The 14,302-nt window shown below is 31.1% G+C and carries 14 protein-coding genes; 2 read left to right on the plus strand and 12 right to left on the minus strand.

The annotated features are described in order from the left end of the window. The first annotated feature begins 4 nt into the window (after positions 1 to 4). On the plus strand, positions 5 to 1,009 hold the full coding sequence (locus LPB136_RS01715) for a sugar kinase (protein WP_072554480.1): 1,005 nt from the start codon (positions 5 to 7) through the stop codon (positions 1,007 to 1,009). Between the two features lie 158 nt (positions 1,010 to 1,167). Here LPB136_RS01715 and LPB136_RS01720 read toward each other — a convergent pair whose 3' ends face one another. The 5 genes from LPB136_RS01720 to LPB136_RS01740 all read right to left on the minus strand — a co-directional run bounded on the left by LPB136_RS01720 (position 1,168) and on the right by LPB136_RS01740 (position 4,081). Further along, the gene (locus LPB136_RS01720; protein ID WP_072554481.1) at positions 1,168 to 1,914 is read right to left on the minus strand and encodes an SDR family NAD(P)-dependent oxidoreductase; all 747 of its coding nucleotides are present in this window, start codon (positions 1,912 to 1,914) and stop codon (positions 1,168 to 1,170) included. 25 nt (positions 1,915 to 1,939) lie between these two features. Beyond that, positions 1,940 to 2,380: a cupin domain-containing protein gene (locus LPB136_RS01725; RefSeq protein ID WP_072554482.1), complete on the minus strand. Its 441-nt coding sequence runs from the start codon at positions 2,378 to 2,380 to the stop codon at positions 1,940 to 1,942. 50 nt (positions 2,381 to 2,430) lie between these two features. Then, positions 2,431 to 2,994, minus strand: a complete 564-nt coding sequence (locus LPB136_RS01730) for a TetR/AcrR family transcriptional regulator (RefSeq protein WP_072554483.1) — start codon at positions 2,992 to 2,994, stop codon at positions 2,431 to 2,433. A gap of 165 nt (positions 2,995 to 3,159) precedes the next feature. Beyond that, on the minus strand, positions 3,160 to 3,708 hold the full coding sequence (locus LPB136_RS01735) for an acyl-CoA thioesterase (RefSeq protein ID WP_072554484.1): 549 nt from the start codon (positions 3,706 to 3,708) through the stop codon (positions 3,160 to 3,162). Continuing rightward, positions 3,701 to 4,081: a 6-phosphogluconate dehydrogenase gene (locus tag LPB136_RS01740; protein WP_072554485.1), complete on the minus strand. Its 381-nt coding sequence runs from the start codon at positions 4,079 to 4,081 to the stop codon at positions 3,701 to 3,703. Before LPB136_RS01740 ends, LPB136_RS01735 begins: the two co-directional genes overlap by 8 nt. A 114-nt stretch (positions 4,082 to 4,195) precedes the next feature. Here LPB136_RS01740 and LPB136_RS01745 point away from each other — a divergent pair, with 114 nt between their 5' ends. Continuing rightward, positions 4,196 to 5,368, plus strand: coding sequence for a GlmU family protein (locus LPB136_RS01745; protein WP_072554486.1), 1,173 nt, complete (start codon positions 4,196 to 4,198; stop codon positions 5,366 to 5,368). A gap of 191 nt (positions 5,369 to 5,559) precedes the next feature. Here the strand turns inward: LPB136_RS01745 and LPB136_RS01750 are convergent, their stop codons facing one another. From LPB136_RS01750 to LPB136_RS01780, 7 genes are read right to left on the minus strand one after another with little or no spacing between them, the layout of a single operon-like run. Continuing rightward, on the minus strand, positions 5,560 to 6,378 hold the full coding sequence (locus LPB136_RS01750) for a helix-turn-helix domain-containing protein (protein WP_072554487.1): 819 nt from the start codon (positions 6,376 to 6,378) through the stop codon (positions 5,560 to 5,562). 55 nt (positions 6,379 to 6,433) lie between these two features. Beyond that, the gene (locus tag LPB136_RS01755) at positions 6,434 to 7,963 is read right to left on the minus strand and encodes a hypothetical protein (RefSeq protein WP_072554488.1); all 1,530 of its coding nucleotides are present in this window, start codon (positions 7,961 to 7,963) and stop codon (positions 6,434 to 6,436) included. 7 nt (positions 7,964 to 7,970) lie between these two features. Further along, the gene (locus tag LPB136_RS01760; protein ID WP_072554489.1) at positions 7,971 to 10,262 is read right to left on the minus strand and encodes an FdhF/YdeP family oxidoreductase; all 2,292 of its coding nucleotides are present in this window, start codon (positions 10,260 to 10,262) and stop codon (positions 7,971 to 7,973) included. After that, a complete protein-coding gene (gene fdhD, locus LPB136_RS01765; RefSeq protein WP_072554490.1) occupies positions 10,252 to 11,052 on the minus strand; it encodes a formate dehydrogenase accessory sulfurtransferase FdhD in 801 nt (266 codons plus the stop codon). The genes LPB136_RS01760 and fdhD overlap by 11 nt, the downstream gene beginning before the upstream one ends. 33 nt (positions 11,053 to 11,085) lie before the next feature. Further along, positions 11,086 to 12,258: a class I SAM-dependent methyltransferase gene (locus LPB136_RS01770; protein WP_072554491.1), complete on the minus strand. Its 1,173-nt coding sequence runs from the start codon at positions 12,256 to 12,258 to the stop codon at positions 11,086 to 11,088. 1 nt (position 12,259) lies between these two features. Next, the gene (locus LPB136_RS01775; RefSeq protein WP_072554492.1) at positions 12,260 to 13,549 is read right to left on the minus strand and encodes a hypothetical protein; all 1,290 of its coding nucleotides are present in this window, start codon (positions 13,547 to 13,549) and stop codon (positions 12,260 to 12,262) included. Positions 13,550 to 13,595: 46 nt separating this feature from the next. Then, positions 13,596 to 14,255, minus strand: coding sequence for a pyridoxamine 5'-phosphate oxidase family protein (locus LPB136_RS01780; protein WP_072554493.1), 660 nt, complete (start codon positions 14,253 to 14,255; stop codon positions 13,596 to 13,598). Between the last annotated feature and the right edge of the window lie 47 nt (positions 14,256 to 14,302).

Here is a 14,302-nt window from a genome sequence, read left to right on the forward strand (position 1 = left end):
TAAAATGAATAAAATCATCACTTTTGGCGAAGTATTAATGCGCTTGTCTCCTAGAGGAAATAAAAAGTTTATACAATCTAATTTATTGGAATTTTATTTTGGAGGTACAGAGCTAAATGTTGGAGTTTCAATTGCCAATTTTGGAGAAAAAGTAAGGCATGTTAGTTGTGTTTCTGATGATTTTATTGGAGATACAGCAGTTTCTTACATTAATAAATTTGGAGTTAGTACTTCTTCTATAGTGTATTCTAAAAGACCTTTAGGTGTTTATTTTTTAGAAGTTGGAGCAGTAATGAGACCTAGTTCTATTTCTTATAATAGATCACATTCTTCTTTTTCAGAAATTACACCTGAGATGATAGACTGGGAAAAGGCCTTGAAAAAAGGAAAATGGTTTCATTGGACAGGTATTACACCTGCTTTATGTAGAGGAAGTTATGAAACCCTTAAGGAAGGTTTAATTTTAGCTAAAAAGAAAGGAATAACAATATCTGCGGATCCTACGTATAGAAGTGGTTTATGGAAATATGGTGAAGACCCAAAAGAAGTTTTAACAGAATTACTAAATTATTCTACCATTTTTATTGGAGGCGTAAATGAAATGAATGAAGTTTTGGGTACAGATTTTAAATACTCTAATGAAGACTTTATTGAGGCAAGTAAAATGCTAATTGAAAAATTTCCTTCTATAGAGAAAGTTTTTGATAAAGTAAGAACAGCTATAAATGCTTCTTGGCATAAAATTAGAGCAAGAATGTGGAATGGTGTAGAGTTTAAAGAAACTGAAGACCTAGAAATAACACATATTGTAGATAGAATTGGTACAGGAGATGCTTTTGCTGGAGGATTAATTTATGCGTTACAGCATTATGACGATTTTAAATCTTTGCAGTTTGGTAATGCGGCTTGTGCATTAAAGCATACATACGAAGGAGATGTAAATTATGCAACAGTTGATGAAGTAATGGGCTTGCTAGGAGGTAATACTTCTGCACGTGTTAATCGTTAGAATAAAAAGAGTTTTAAATTTTATTGAAATTCACTAACGGTTAATATAAGAGCAGTAGCGGATTAAAATCCACTTACTTTTCGGCTTTTAAGATACTCAATTAAACATAAAAACGGTTTGAGTTTACACCCAAACCGCTATAACTTGTTATTTGCTTTTTAATTTCTTCCAGCCATTATACCACCATCAGTGTCCCAGATTGCTCCAGTAACCCAAGATGCTTTATCTGAAAGTAAGAAAAGAATACTATTTGCTATATCTTTAGATTCTCCAATTCTTCCAATAGGATGGAATCCGTTAAAGCCAACTAATGCTTCCTGAGCTTCTTCTTTACCTCCAAACACTCCGTTATAAACAGGTGTATTAACTACAGCTGGAGAAACAGCATTTACACGTATTTTGTCATCCGCTAATTCCATAGCTAAATGTTGAGTTAAAGAGTGTAATCCTGCTTTTTGCATAGAGTATGCAGACGAAGGTGTAGCTTTTATAGCTTGTTTAGCCCACATAGAACCTACATTAACAATAGAACCTCCATTGGTAGCTTTCATTTTTTTAGCAACACTTTGTGTAATAAAAAAGAAACCTCTGTTTAAATCTTGATAAGAGTCGTAATCTTCTAGCGTATGATCCAGGAATGGCTTTGGTCCAAAAATCCCTGATGCATTAACAAGATAATCTAAGTTATCTAGTGCATCAATTTTTGATATTAAAGTGGCAACCTGATCTACATTAGATATGTTTGCCGAGTGTTTAATAAGGTTAGGAGCATCTGCTATTTTATCTGTATTTCTACCTACAATATGCACAGTTGCACCTCCTTCTAATAAAGCATTTGTTGTTGCATTACCAATTCCGCTTGTCCCTCCAATTACTAAGGCTACTTTGTTTTTAAAATTTTCCATTTTATTTATATATTAATTATTAATTTCAGTTTGGTTTTTTCTCAATACCGTATCCATCAAAGGTGGTGTTTCCTTCTATAGCGTTTTCCTTTGCTTGTATTACGATAAATGTGAACGAGTTTTTCGAATTATTTCTGATTGTTCTTTCAGTATCAGTGGCAACTCTTACAATTGCACCTTTTTCTATGTCGACATAATTATCGTTAAGAAGCAGTTGTCCTTTCCCTTTAATACCAATATAAACCTCTTCGTTTTCTTTGTTTTTGTGGATGAAAGGTATTGCAGTTTTAGATTCCATAGTGTTAAAAGAAATCTCACAACTTGTTAATTCTAATTTATCTTTTATAAACTTCTTTCCATCAATTTTGAAATCTGGACTTGTCTGAAAAATATTTTCAACTAGGTTTGATAATTTTCCAAGTTCTATTTTTGAATAGTCACTTGATATTTGTTCTTTTTTAATCATAATTAATTGCTATTAGACAGACAAGTCTGTCTAATAGTGTTTAAATTTTTTTAACTCAATATTTGAGAACACAAATTCTTTGTTTCTTTTATAGGCCAATTTGTTTGATGTAAATAGCTTTCGCTAACAGCACTTTCATAGAGTAAGTATATTTTTCGCGAAAGTGAATCGATTTCTCCTGCCTTAATTTCCTCTAAATTGTTTGTAACAAGTTCTGTGATAAGTTGAATGAAACCATTTTTTTGCTTTTGTATTTCTTTCCTAATTGTTTCATTATCCCTTGGGATTTCTGAAACTGTTTTGATACACCAACATCCATTAAAATTTTTAGTCTGAAAAAATAATTCAAGAAAATCAAAAATTGCAAGTATTTGCATTTTTCCTTTTGGTTTAGAAGAGGTGAATGCTTGAATATCTTCAATGAATGATGTGTCTTTAAATCGAAGATAAGCAAGACAAATATCTTCTTTAGATTTAAAATGATTATAAAGTGTTGCTTTAGCTATCCCTGCCTCCGAAATAATTTCATTTATTCCAGTAGAATTATATCCATTCTTATAAAATAAGAAGGAAGCCGTTTCTATAATTCTATGTTTTATTTCAGAATGTCTCACGGTGCAAATATAACACAATATCTCAAATAAAGACAAGTCTGTCTATTTTTTTTCAATTACACTTAACTTTAACGCAGATATGCGTCGTTTTAATGAGGTATATCAGTCGTTAGCGAAGTTCTTGTTTTTAATTGCTTATGCTTAAACAATTAAGCACAGATTACTTTAATTAAGTTCTAATTTAGAATTACTACTTGCTAATAAAGGTAAGAACTCTTCAATATTAAACGTATCACTTCTAAAACGAGAAGTTCTCTTTTTTGCTTGTTCTTGTCTTCTAATGCTTCTGGCAAAACGTCTAACTTCATTTTTATTTGTTAAAATAATGCCTGGAACTGGTGCACTTTTTCCGTTTTCATCTTTAGCAACCATTGTAAAATAAGAAGAATTACAATGTTTTTTTATACCAGTTTGTATGTTTTCAGACTCTACACGTAAACCAACAACCATTGAGGTTCTTCCTGTAAAGTTGATAGAAGCTTTCATAGTTAATAATTCGCCAACTTCAATCGGATTTAAAAAATCTACCTTATTTACAGATGCAGTAACACAATAGTTTCCCGAATGTTTAGAAGCACAAGCAAATGCAATTTGATCCATAAGGTTTAAAATATGTCCTCCATGAATCTTTCCGCTAAAATTAGAATGAGATGGTAACATCAATTCAGAAATACTTAATTGCGACTCTGCTATGTTTTTAAATTTTCTATTCATCTTTTTTAACTCCTCTAAAATGTGGTGATTCTTCTTGTTCTACTTTGGTTACAAAATACTTTGTGTCTCCCAACCAGAAGAAAGTGCCAAAACGCTCAATATAAGTTACTTTAACATAACCGCCTTGAAATTTTTGTAAATTATCAATTACTTCAACTTTATTATCTTCAACTGAAAAAGAAAAAATTTGTGCGCCAGAAATTCCTTGACTAATCTCTCCTTCCCACGTTTTTACGGCAACACCTCTATTACTAATTTTAATCAATTCGCCAGACCTAACGCCTTCGCTATAAGGAATGTAGTAGATAAATGCGTAATATAAACCAGCCATTATAATGATGGTAGTAATAATGATTGCTAATATTTTTTTCATTGTATTTTAAATTTCTGAAGCTATTATTGAATAACAACAAAAGTAACATTAATATTTAGACTTGTAAAGTAAATGGAAAGTGTTAAGTTTGTATATCTTCAAAAAAGCATAAAAATGAATTACATTTTATTTGATGGTGACGTAAGAAACTCACTATTACCATTTACATATACAAAACCGGTTGCCGATATACGTGTTGGTATTTTAACAATTAGAGAAAAGTGGGAAAAGCACTTGGGTTTAACCACAACTACAATTACGGAGGAATATTTAGAGGCTAAATATCCGATGGTAGAAATGGAAGAAAATATACTGTTAAATGCATCTTATTTACCAACTAAAGAATTGGTAATAATGGTAAAAAACTTGTCTAAGAATGAGGCGATTTTTAAAGGTGAAGATGTAATTGCTTTTTATTCTGAAGAAAACCAAGAAGTAGATTTTGAAGATTTCAAACACATAGAGTTTGAAGAAGATTTATTGCAAATAAAAAATACTTGGGATATTTTTTCGCTGAATGATAAAGCAATTCGTGCCGATTTCGATTTTATTACTGAAGGAAGAAAATCTGAACCAATACCAAATGGAGTAAATTGTATTAATAAAGAAGATATTTTTATTGAAGAAGGAGCAAAGCTAACTTTTGCAACATTAAATGCTACAAATGGACCTATTTATATTGGGGAAAATGCAGAGATAATGGAAGGTGTTGTGGTACGCGGAGCATTGGCAATGTGTAATGATTCAGTTTTAAAGTTAGGAGCAAAAGTTTACGGTGCAACAACTTTAGGGCCTTTTTGTAAAGTAGGAGGAGAAGTAAATAATTCGGTTTTAATGGGCTTTTCTAATAAAGGTCATGATGGGTTTTTAGGAAATTCAGTAATTGGAGAATGGTGTAATTTAGGAGCAGATACAAACAATTCTAACTTAAAAAATAATTATGCTGAGGTAAAGTTATGGAGTTATGAAACTGGTAGGTTTGCTAAAACAGGTTTACAATTTTGTGGTTTAATAATGGGAGATCATTCTAAATGCGGAATTAACACCATGTTTAATACAGGAACTGTAATTGGAGTTTCTGCTAACATTTTTGGTAGTGGATTTCCAAGGAATTTTGTTCCGTCTTTTAGTTGGGGTGGCGCATCTGGTTTTACAGAATACAAAACCAATAAAGTTTTTGAAGTCGCAAAAATTGTAATGAGTAGAAGAAATGTGTTTTTTGACGATAAAGAGCAAGCTATTTTAGAACATATTTTTGAGGAAACTAAACAATATAGAAATTATTAAAAATAAATAAATCGTTAGTATTTACTAACGATTTATTATTGTAAATTTTTATTTTATAAACTAAAAACCCCCTTAAATTCTTAGCTTAATAAATTGATGATCATTAATAAAATCCCCTTATTATTTATATAATGACTTTCTTTACTTTGTAAAGTTAGCCAAGAATATTTAGAGTTATATGTAAAAAATCGTCATTCCTTTTTATTTAATAATGTTTCTTGCAATAACTTGTGATTTGGTCCTTTATATTCAGCAGGAGTTACACCAGAAAACTTTTTAAAATCTTTAGTTAAATGTGTTTGGTCATAATAATTGTATTGCGCTATTATGTCTTGTAAATTCCTTTTATTTGTGTTTAGAGCAAGTATTAGTATATTAAATTTCACAAGTCTAATATAGGCCCCTATTGTAGTTCCAACAAATTTTTTAAAATACCTGTTAGCTGTACTCGCAGAGATATTGTACTTCGTTAAAATTTCGTCTATCTGTATAATTCCATTTGATTCAATGATATTAGAAATTATTTCATCAATAAGTAAGTTTTGATTCCATTTATCTATATAAGAATTCATTTTTTTTAAAAAGTAAGTAGAAATCTTTTCAGCAGCTTCTAATTTATTAATTTCTTCATACATTTCTTCTAAAAGGTCATTTTTAACATAATTATTTAAAGTTAAATATTGCTCTTTTTGTTCATGGGCGTTTAAGCCAGTTATATTGTAAAAACTACAGGGATTTAATACAATAACTACGTAAGATGTGTTTTTTTTACAACTAAAATAAAAATAATCTTCTCTAACAGATTTCAAGTAAATTTTAGGGCTATTTATTCTTTTTCCGTTCTTTTCAGTTATAAAAACTTCACCATAATTAAATATAATATAACTATTATCATAGCCAAAAAACTGCATATTTTCAACATCAGTTAGATGCGTAACTTTTGTTACAGTTTTTATAAAATTACTGTTAGTTATTTCCTGTGATATTAAAAAAGAAGGATCTTGTTTCATAGTGTTTTTTTGTGAAATTATTACATCTTTTTTTATAGATAAGAAAGATTAAAAGTTATTTTTTAGCACTCAAAAAAGAAAAATTATAACTTACTCCAAAATTTAAAAAAGCACTGCTTAAGCCATTTCCTTTAGCCTTTACATAACCAACCGCTCCACGAAGATTTAAGTTGTCACTAATTTCTAAGTTAAGACCAATACTTGGTTTTATAATTAAGCCTTCTCCTGTACTAATTCCACCGCCACCTGCAGCACCAACAAGAACTTGTCCAAAAGCAGTAACGTTATCATTTAAAAAGGTATTAGATTGTGCTCCAAGACCAACAAGGCCTTCTGCATACGCACCAGCATCACCAAAGTTAGCAAAAGAAGTTTGTCCCGCTCCGAAAAGGTATTTATTTAAGAAAAAGTTAGCTTGAAAAGAGATTTGATACATGTTTTGTTCAAAACCACCGTTTCTTTTAGCATTTATATAAAAATCTTCTTTTACTATCGTTTGTATTCCTTTGAAAGTTCCGCTTGTAAGTTTTTTTCCATTTGAAATAGTTCCGTCTTTTCTAACATAATATTTTAATCCAGCTCCATAAGTTAAAGCGCTAAAACTTCCACTTGGTTGTACAGTGTAACCAACATTAGCAGCAACAAAAAAGTTGTCATAAATCTTTTGTTCAATAGAAACATCAGGATAGACTAAAAAACCACCTTGCGTATCTACGCCGCCGCCGCCGCTTGCGCCAAAACCAAGTTTAGCTAATATATTTGTTCTATTGCTATTCATCCAAAATTGATAACCACCACCAATAAAAACATCCATGTAACCAGCAGGAATTCCGCTGTAAGCACCATCTGCTCTCACAAAAACGAAGATATTGTCTGTTAGATAAGAATTCAGTTCAAAACCAGCCAATCTAATTGTTCTGCCATTTATTGAGGTTCCTCCAGTAAACTGTGAATCTCCTTTTGCTTTTAAATTATTTGAATGAACTAATATTGATATTTTACTTGCTTTTTGATTCCATTCAGTTGGTTTTAATTCATCGGCAGAATAACTGTTTTCTCGTTTTTTAAATGAAGCATAATCGAAGTTAATAGGTACTTGTACACCAACATTTAGTTGATGCCCTTTTATGTTTCCACCATCAAAAAAGTTGATGTAACTCCATCCTCCAGTTATTGAAAAATCATCGAAATTATAACCAAGATTAACATGAGGTAGCACAAAAGCACCGCCACCATCTGCAGCACTTGCGCCGCCGCCGCCGCCTAAATGAACGCCAATATCTGTAAATAAATTATTAGAAAAATTGTACTTGTAACCTGCATTTACACCTAAAGTAAATAAACCGCCACGTCTACCGCTTACACTTCCGTAGAGGCCAACTCCGGTATAAAAATTATTGAAATCTAAATTATAATGAATACCTGCAAAACCCATGTTTTTTTCTGGTTGGCCAAGATTATCTGTCATGTTTACAGATAAATAATCTAGTTGAAAATAACCTTTTTGAGTTTTCTTTTCAGGTGTTTCCTGAGAGTTTACTTGCTGAAAACTAATCAGCAGAATTAAAATTAATAGTTTTTTCATTTTTAAATTATATTTTTTCTACGGTAATAATTACAGTTTTTGATGCTGGTGTATGGCTTAATTTTGCTTTGCTTTTTATTGGAACTAATACATTTGCTTCAGGAAAATAAGTGGCTGTACATTGTTTTGGAATGCTATATGGAATTACCAAAAAGCCTTTTGCAATTCGTTGTTCTCCTTGAAAATGACTTATTAAATTTACTTTTTCAAGTTTTTGAAGTTGTTGTTGCTTCATATCATCAGGATTCATAAATACAACTCTACGTTCGTTTAATACGCCACGATATCTATCATCTAAACCATAAATTGTAGTATTGTATTGGTCGTGAGTTCTAATAGTCATCATCATAAATTGATTGTCTTTCAATTGAATATCAGATGGTTTATTAACCGTAAAGTTTGCTTTTCCTGTTGAGGTAGGAGTAAAGTTGTTTTCTCTTGCATTGTTGGGTAAATAAAATCCGCCATCTTCTCTAACTCGTTTGTTGTAGTTATCAAACCCAGGAATTGTCGCTTCAATTTTATCACGAATTAAATCGTAATTATCAGTAATGTTTTTCCATTCAACTTTAGAATTTTTAAGCGTAACTTTTGCAATACCAGCAACAATTTTAGGCTCACTTAACAAGTGTTTTGAGCAAGCATCTAAATGCCCGTTAGATTGATGAACAACACCCATTGAGTTTTCAACTGAAATAAATTGTTCACCACTCTTTTGTTCGTCCTTTTCAGAACGACCTAAACAAGGTAAAATTAAGGCTTGTTTACCGGTAATTAAATGACTTCTATTTAGTTTTGTAGAAATTTGAACCGTTAAATTACAGTTGCGTAACGCGTCTGCTGTAAACTCGGTATCTGGAGTTGCAGAAATAAAGTTTCCTCCCATTCCAATAAAAACTTTACCTTCTTTTTTGTGCATTGCTTCAATAGCCGAAACTACATCATAACCGTTTTTTCTTGGGGCAGAAAAAGAAAACTCTTTCTCTAAACTATCTAAAAAAGCAGGTTTTGGTTTTTCCCAAATTCCCATTGTTCTATCTCCTTGAACGTTAGAATGCCCACGAACAGGACAAGTTCCTGCGCCTTGTTTTCCGATACTTCCTTTTAATAACAATAGATTTACAATTTCACGGATATTATCGACAGCATTTTTGTGTTGCGTTAAACCCATTGCCCAACAAATAATAATTTTGTCGTTATTGATGATGAGTTGGGTTGCTTCTTCTATTTGAGTTAAAGAAAGACCAGTTTGAGGTACTAATTCTTCAATAGAATAGTTATCTAAGTCAGAAAGAAACTCTTCTAAACCTTGTGTTTTTTCTTTTATAAATTGATGATTGAAAACCTTGCCAGTCTCTTCCTCTTTGGCTTTCATCAACTTTAAGATAATTTTTAAAAGTGCAACGTCTCCGTTAATTTTTACTTGTAAAAATAAATCGGTTAATTGTTGCCCTTTACCAATCCATTTTAATGGATTTTGCGGATCATTATAACGCATTAAACCAACTTCTGGAAGCGGATTAATGGTCATTATTTTTCCACCATGTTTTTTAGTTTCACTTAATGCGGTTAGCATTCTTGGATGATTTGTTCCTGGGTTTTGCCCCATAACAATTACCAAATCAGCATGATTAAAATCATCTAAAGTTACCGAGCCTTTTCCGATTCCGAGTGTTTCTGAAAGTGCAACTCCGCTACTTTCGTGACACATATTTGAACAATCTGGTAAATTGTTTGTTCCAAATTGACGCACAAAAAGTTGATATAAAAATGCAGCTTCGTTACTGGTTCTTCCTGAAGTATAAAATATTGCTTCGTCTGGAGAATTTAAAGAATTTAATTCCTTTCCGATGAGATTAAAAGCATTTTTCCAAGAAATTTCCTCGTAATTATCACTTCCTTCTTTTAAATACATTGGATGCGTAATTCTACCACTTTTTCCAATTTCATAATCAGACCAAGTAGACATTTCTTGCACAGAATGTGTTGCAAAAAACATTGGGGAAACTCTATTTTTTGTAGCTTCTTCGGCAACAGCTTTTGCTCCGTTTTCGCAATATTCAGCTAAAAAAGCTCTTTTTGCATCAGGATCAGGCCACGCGCAACCTGGGCAATCAAAACCGTCCATTTGGTTGATTTTTGCTAATAATTCTATTCCTTTTCCCATTCCGACTTCCGAAGAAACGTGTGCTAAAGCAGATTTTATGGCTTTTGTACCCACAGCAGATTTAGGGATTTTAGCGAGTTTAATTCCAGTTAATTTTTCTGGTGGCTGTGCTTTTATATTTTTATCGCTCATAATTAATGTGTTGAGGATTGGAGTAAATTGTCATTTTATCATTTCTACTAAAACCGATAAGGCAAATTCCGAATTCTTTTGCAAAATCTACCGCTAAACTTGAACAAGCAGAAACTGCAACAATAATTGGAATTTTTGCAAAAAATGCTTTGGAAACAATCTCGTAAGAAACTCTACCGCTAACCAACAAAATGGATGCTTCTTTAAGGTTGTTTTTTAATAGTAATTCGCCAATAGATTTATCTACGGCATTATGTCTTCCAATATCTTCTTTTATTACGAGAATCTCTCTGTTTTTATTAAAAATTGCTGCTGCGTGACTTCCGCCAGAAGAGTGAAATGTGTTTTGTAATTCTTTCATTTTTAAGAACATATATTTTATTTCTGTTTGAAGAAATGATGTAGAATTTACTAATTTTTCTCCTGAAATTTCAATATCTGAAAGTTCTTTTTTTCCGCAGATTCCACAAGAAGAAACTGATAATAATGTTCGTTTATTTAAGTATCCTTTTCCTAATTTTTCCTTCGGAATAATTACATTGATTATGGTTGAGAAATCTTTCTTTTCTTCAATTGTTTCAGTTAAAAAACCTTCTTTTCCTTTATAAATATCTTCAGCAAAAAGTAAACCTCTAATGAGTTCAATATCGTTATTTGGAGTGCGCATAACAACCGTGTAAGCTTCGTTGTTAATGTTGATTTGTAACGGTGCTTCAATAACCAAAGTGTCTTCTAATTTTGAAGATTTATTGGCTGTGATTTTTATAGATTGATAATTGGTTGTTTGCATTAAAACCAAAGGTAAGAAAGTATTTTTAACTTGTTATCGAAATATTTGCTCGCAATAAATAACGATTAATTTTTCATCAATATTTTTAGTAAAAAATAGGTACAAGTTTCCACCATCTTTAATTTTGGTTTCTTTTCTGATTTCTGAAACCATTTTTGGAAAATTTCTGGTTGTAATATTTGCCTTCTTAATTTTTTTAAGTTGCTTTTTATCGTACGAAGAAATACTCTCAATTTTAAAAACTCTTCCAGGGAAATCTATTAAATTTTCTGAAGTATATAAATGCGAATGCTGATGCAATTTAAAAACAGCTAATTGGTTGCTAATTTGATTAAATCCACCAGATTTTAATATTGCTGCATTGGGTTCGTACAAATAGGTGAGTGGTTCTGAGTAGTTTTGTTCAGGAGTTTTATTTAGTTGAAAATCAAACAGTTGATTGTTGTTTTTTTGAATATTGATTGTCTTAATCTTAATTTCCTTTTCATAGTTTTTTTCTAATAAAAATAAGACTTCTTTTACTTCATTTTTAAGCGCAACAACGTGAATTTCTTTTACAAATTTCAATTCATTAATTCCGCTTGTTATGTCTAACATTGGCGAATTCTTTAATAGAATTGTATCTGTTTTTGTGAATAGAAAATCAATATTCTCAGGAACATTTGGTAAACAATCATTCAGTAGAAAAACCTTTCCTTTTACATCATTTCTACGTGAAGGGTCTATATAAATACAATCGAATTTTTGATTAGAATTTTTTAAGAATTCCAATCCATCCGAAGCAATTGTTTGTATGTTTTTAATTTTTAGTTGCTCGTAGTTGTGTGCAACAATTTTTGATAATTCTTCATTGATTTCAGCATGAATTACATTTTCAAAAGTTTTAGAAAAGTAGCAACAATCTACACCAAAACCACCAGTAATATCTATCAAGTTTTTGCCTGAAACTAAGTTAGATTTATAGCTCGCAGTTTCTTCTGAAGAAGTTTGTTCAATACTAATTTTTGGTGGATAAAAAATGTTATCCGTTGCAAACCAGGTTGCTAGCTTGTTTTTAGATTTTAATTTGCTAACTATTTGATTAGATAGTTTTTGAATTGAAATTTCTTGAAAAGGACTTCCTTTTAAAATCAGTTTTGTAATGTCTGAGTTTAAGTTGTCATTTATAAATTTTTGAACTTCTTTATGTAGAATATTCTTGTCCAAATTAGTTGTAACCTTTAACAGTTCCCATACTTAATTTACTGTCATTTCCAAAAGAATGATTTGTTGGTAATAAGGCTCCACTTTCGGTTTTAATCCAATCTTGCCAAGTTGCAAAAGCACCTTCTGTGTTTCCTTTTTCCATTCTGTTTTTTAGATACATTAAATAGCTTTCAGGAACATTGTTTTCATCTAAAGTCCAAACATAAGAATCTCCAGGAGTTGAGCCACCAGTTGTGTATGTTACTCTTAAAGCTTGTTTGCCGTCTATATTTTCTATAGTTCTAACAATTCCATCTTCAAATAATTTATGAGGAGCAACTAGCCAAAAACTATCATTATTAAATAGTCTTTCGGCTCTTTTTATGGTTTCTATATTTTCTGAAGAAGTTTTCTTGTCATTAAAAAAGACAATGCTTTTTTCTAAATTATTAGGATGTAAAACTACTTTGGTTGTGTCCCAAGAAACTTCAACAATATGATTTTTCTTATCCCATTTATAATTTCTACTACCGGCAAAACTCCATTCTATAGTATTTGTATTTTTATATGCTTCGTGATTTATAGCTTTTAAAATAGTATTTGCTAAAGCATCTGCTTTTGGGTTAGAAGCTTTTACTTCTCCCATATTTAACTCCATTCCAAATAAAGAAAGTTTATGACTTGTAGGTAATTTAAAACCAGCTTCTGTAGTTTTCCAATCATTCCAAGTAGCGGAAACGCCGCCAATCGGAATAACTTTTGTCCACATTTTATAATCGGTTGGAAAGCCGTTTTCGTCTAAAATCCATAAATATGAATCTCCTGGAGTAGTTCCGCCAGAAGTATAAGTTACCATTAGAGCATCTTTATCATTGTGTTTTACAATGCTTCTTTCTACACCATCATCAAAAACTTTGTGTGGAGCAATCAGCCAAAAAGAATCGTTATTAAAAAAGTCTGTCGCAGTTTTTATAAGTTCAGGTTTGTTTACTTCCTTTCCATCGATAAAAACTTTGTTCTTGTCAGGACTTTTGAAGAATAATTCTACCCAATTATTATCCCAGGAAACACTAACTCTTTCTTGTTGTTTGTACCATTTGTAATTGTGTACACCTCTAAAAGACCATTCAATAACTTCAGTGTTTTTAAAAGCTTCATTATTAATTGCTGTTAACATTTTAGTTGCTAAAGCATCAGCTTCTACGCCTTGTTTCCCTTCTGGTAATTTTTCATTATTAACAACATAATAAATACCAATAAAGGCAATTAATAAGACTAAAAGTAATAAGATAAATTTAAAAAATTTCTTCATGATTGATTATTTAGAATGCAAAAATATCAATAATTTGAAGATATTGTTACTTGTTTTGCTCGTAATAATCTAAAACATGTTGTGGAATTCCCATTTCTTCTGGTTTTCCTTTGTCTGAAATTGGATATCCTGCAACTTGTTTAATTGGTACAATTCCTGCCCAAATTGGCAAAGCATAATCTTCTGGTTCATCTGCAACGCCAGTATCTCTAATTTTTGCAGAAGCAGTTTCAATAGTAAATTCAACAACTAAAGTCCTGTCTAATTCCTTTTGATACATTGGTCGAAGAGAATCCCAATGATTTGGCATCATTTGGTTTACAATCCATTTTAGAATTGCTGTTTTTTCTTCGTCTTTTTCAATTTTATTTAAACTTCCAAAAAGTGTTACAGAACGATAATTTACAGAATGATGCAAGCCAGAACGAGCTAAAACCAATCCATCTAAATGCATAACAGTTATTGATGTTTCTTCGCTTTCAAGGATTGAGAGTAACATTCTGTTTGCCGTAGAGCCATGAATGTAAATTTTGTTATCTCTTCTTGTGTACGCCATCGGAATTGTAATTGGTTTTCCTTCGTAGATATAACCAACATAACATAAAAATCCAGCATCTAAAATGGTGTTTATTTTCTCAACATCATAGGTTGCTCTGTTTTGACCGCGTTTTACTCTGTTTAATTTTGATTTTTTGTATTCTTTCATTTGTTTAAAACAATTTAAGTAACCTGTTTTAGCATTTTATCGTCTAA

This window comes from Tenacibaculum todarodis (assembly GCF_001889045.1).
Lineage (GTDB): Bacteria > Bacteroidota > Bacteroidia > Flavobacteriales > Flavobacteriaceae > Polaribacter > Polaribacter todarodis.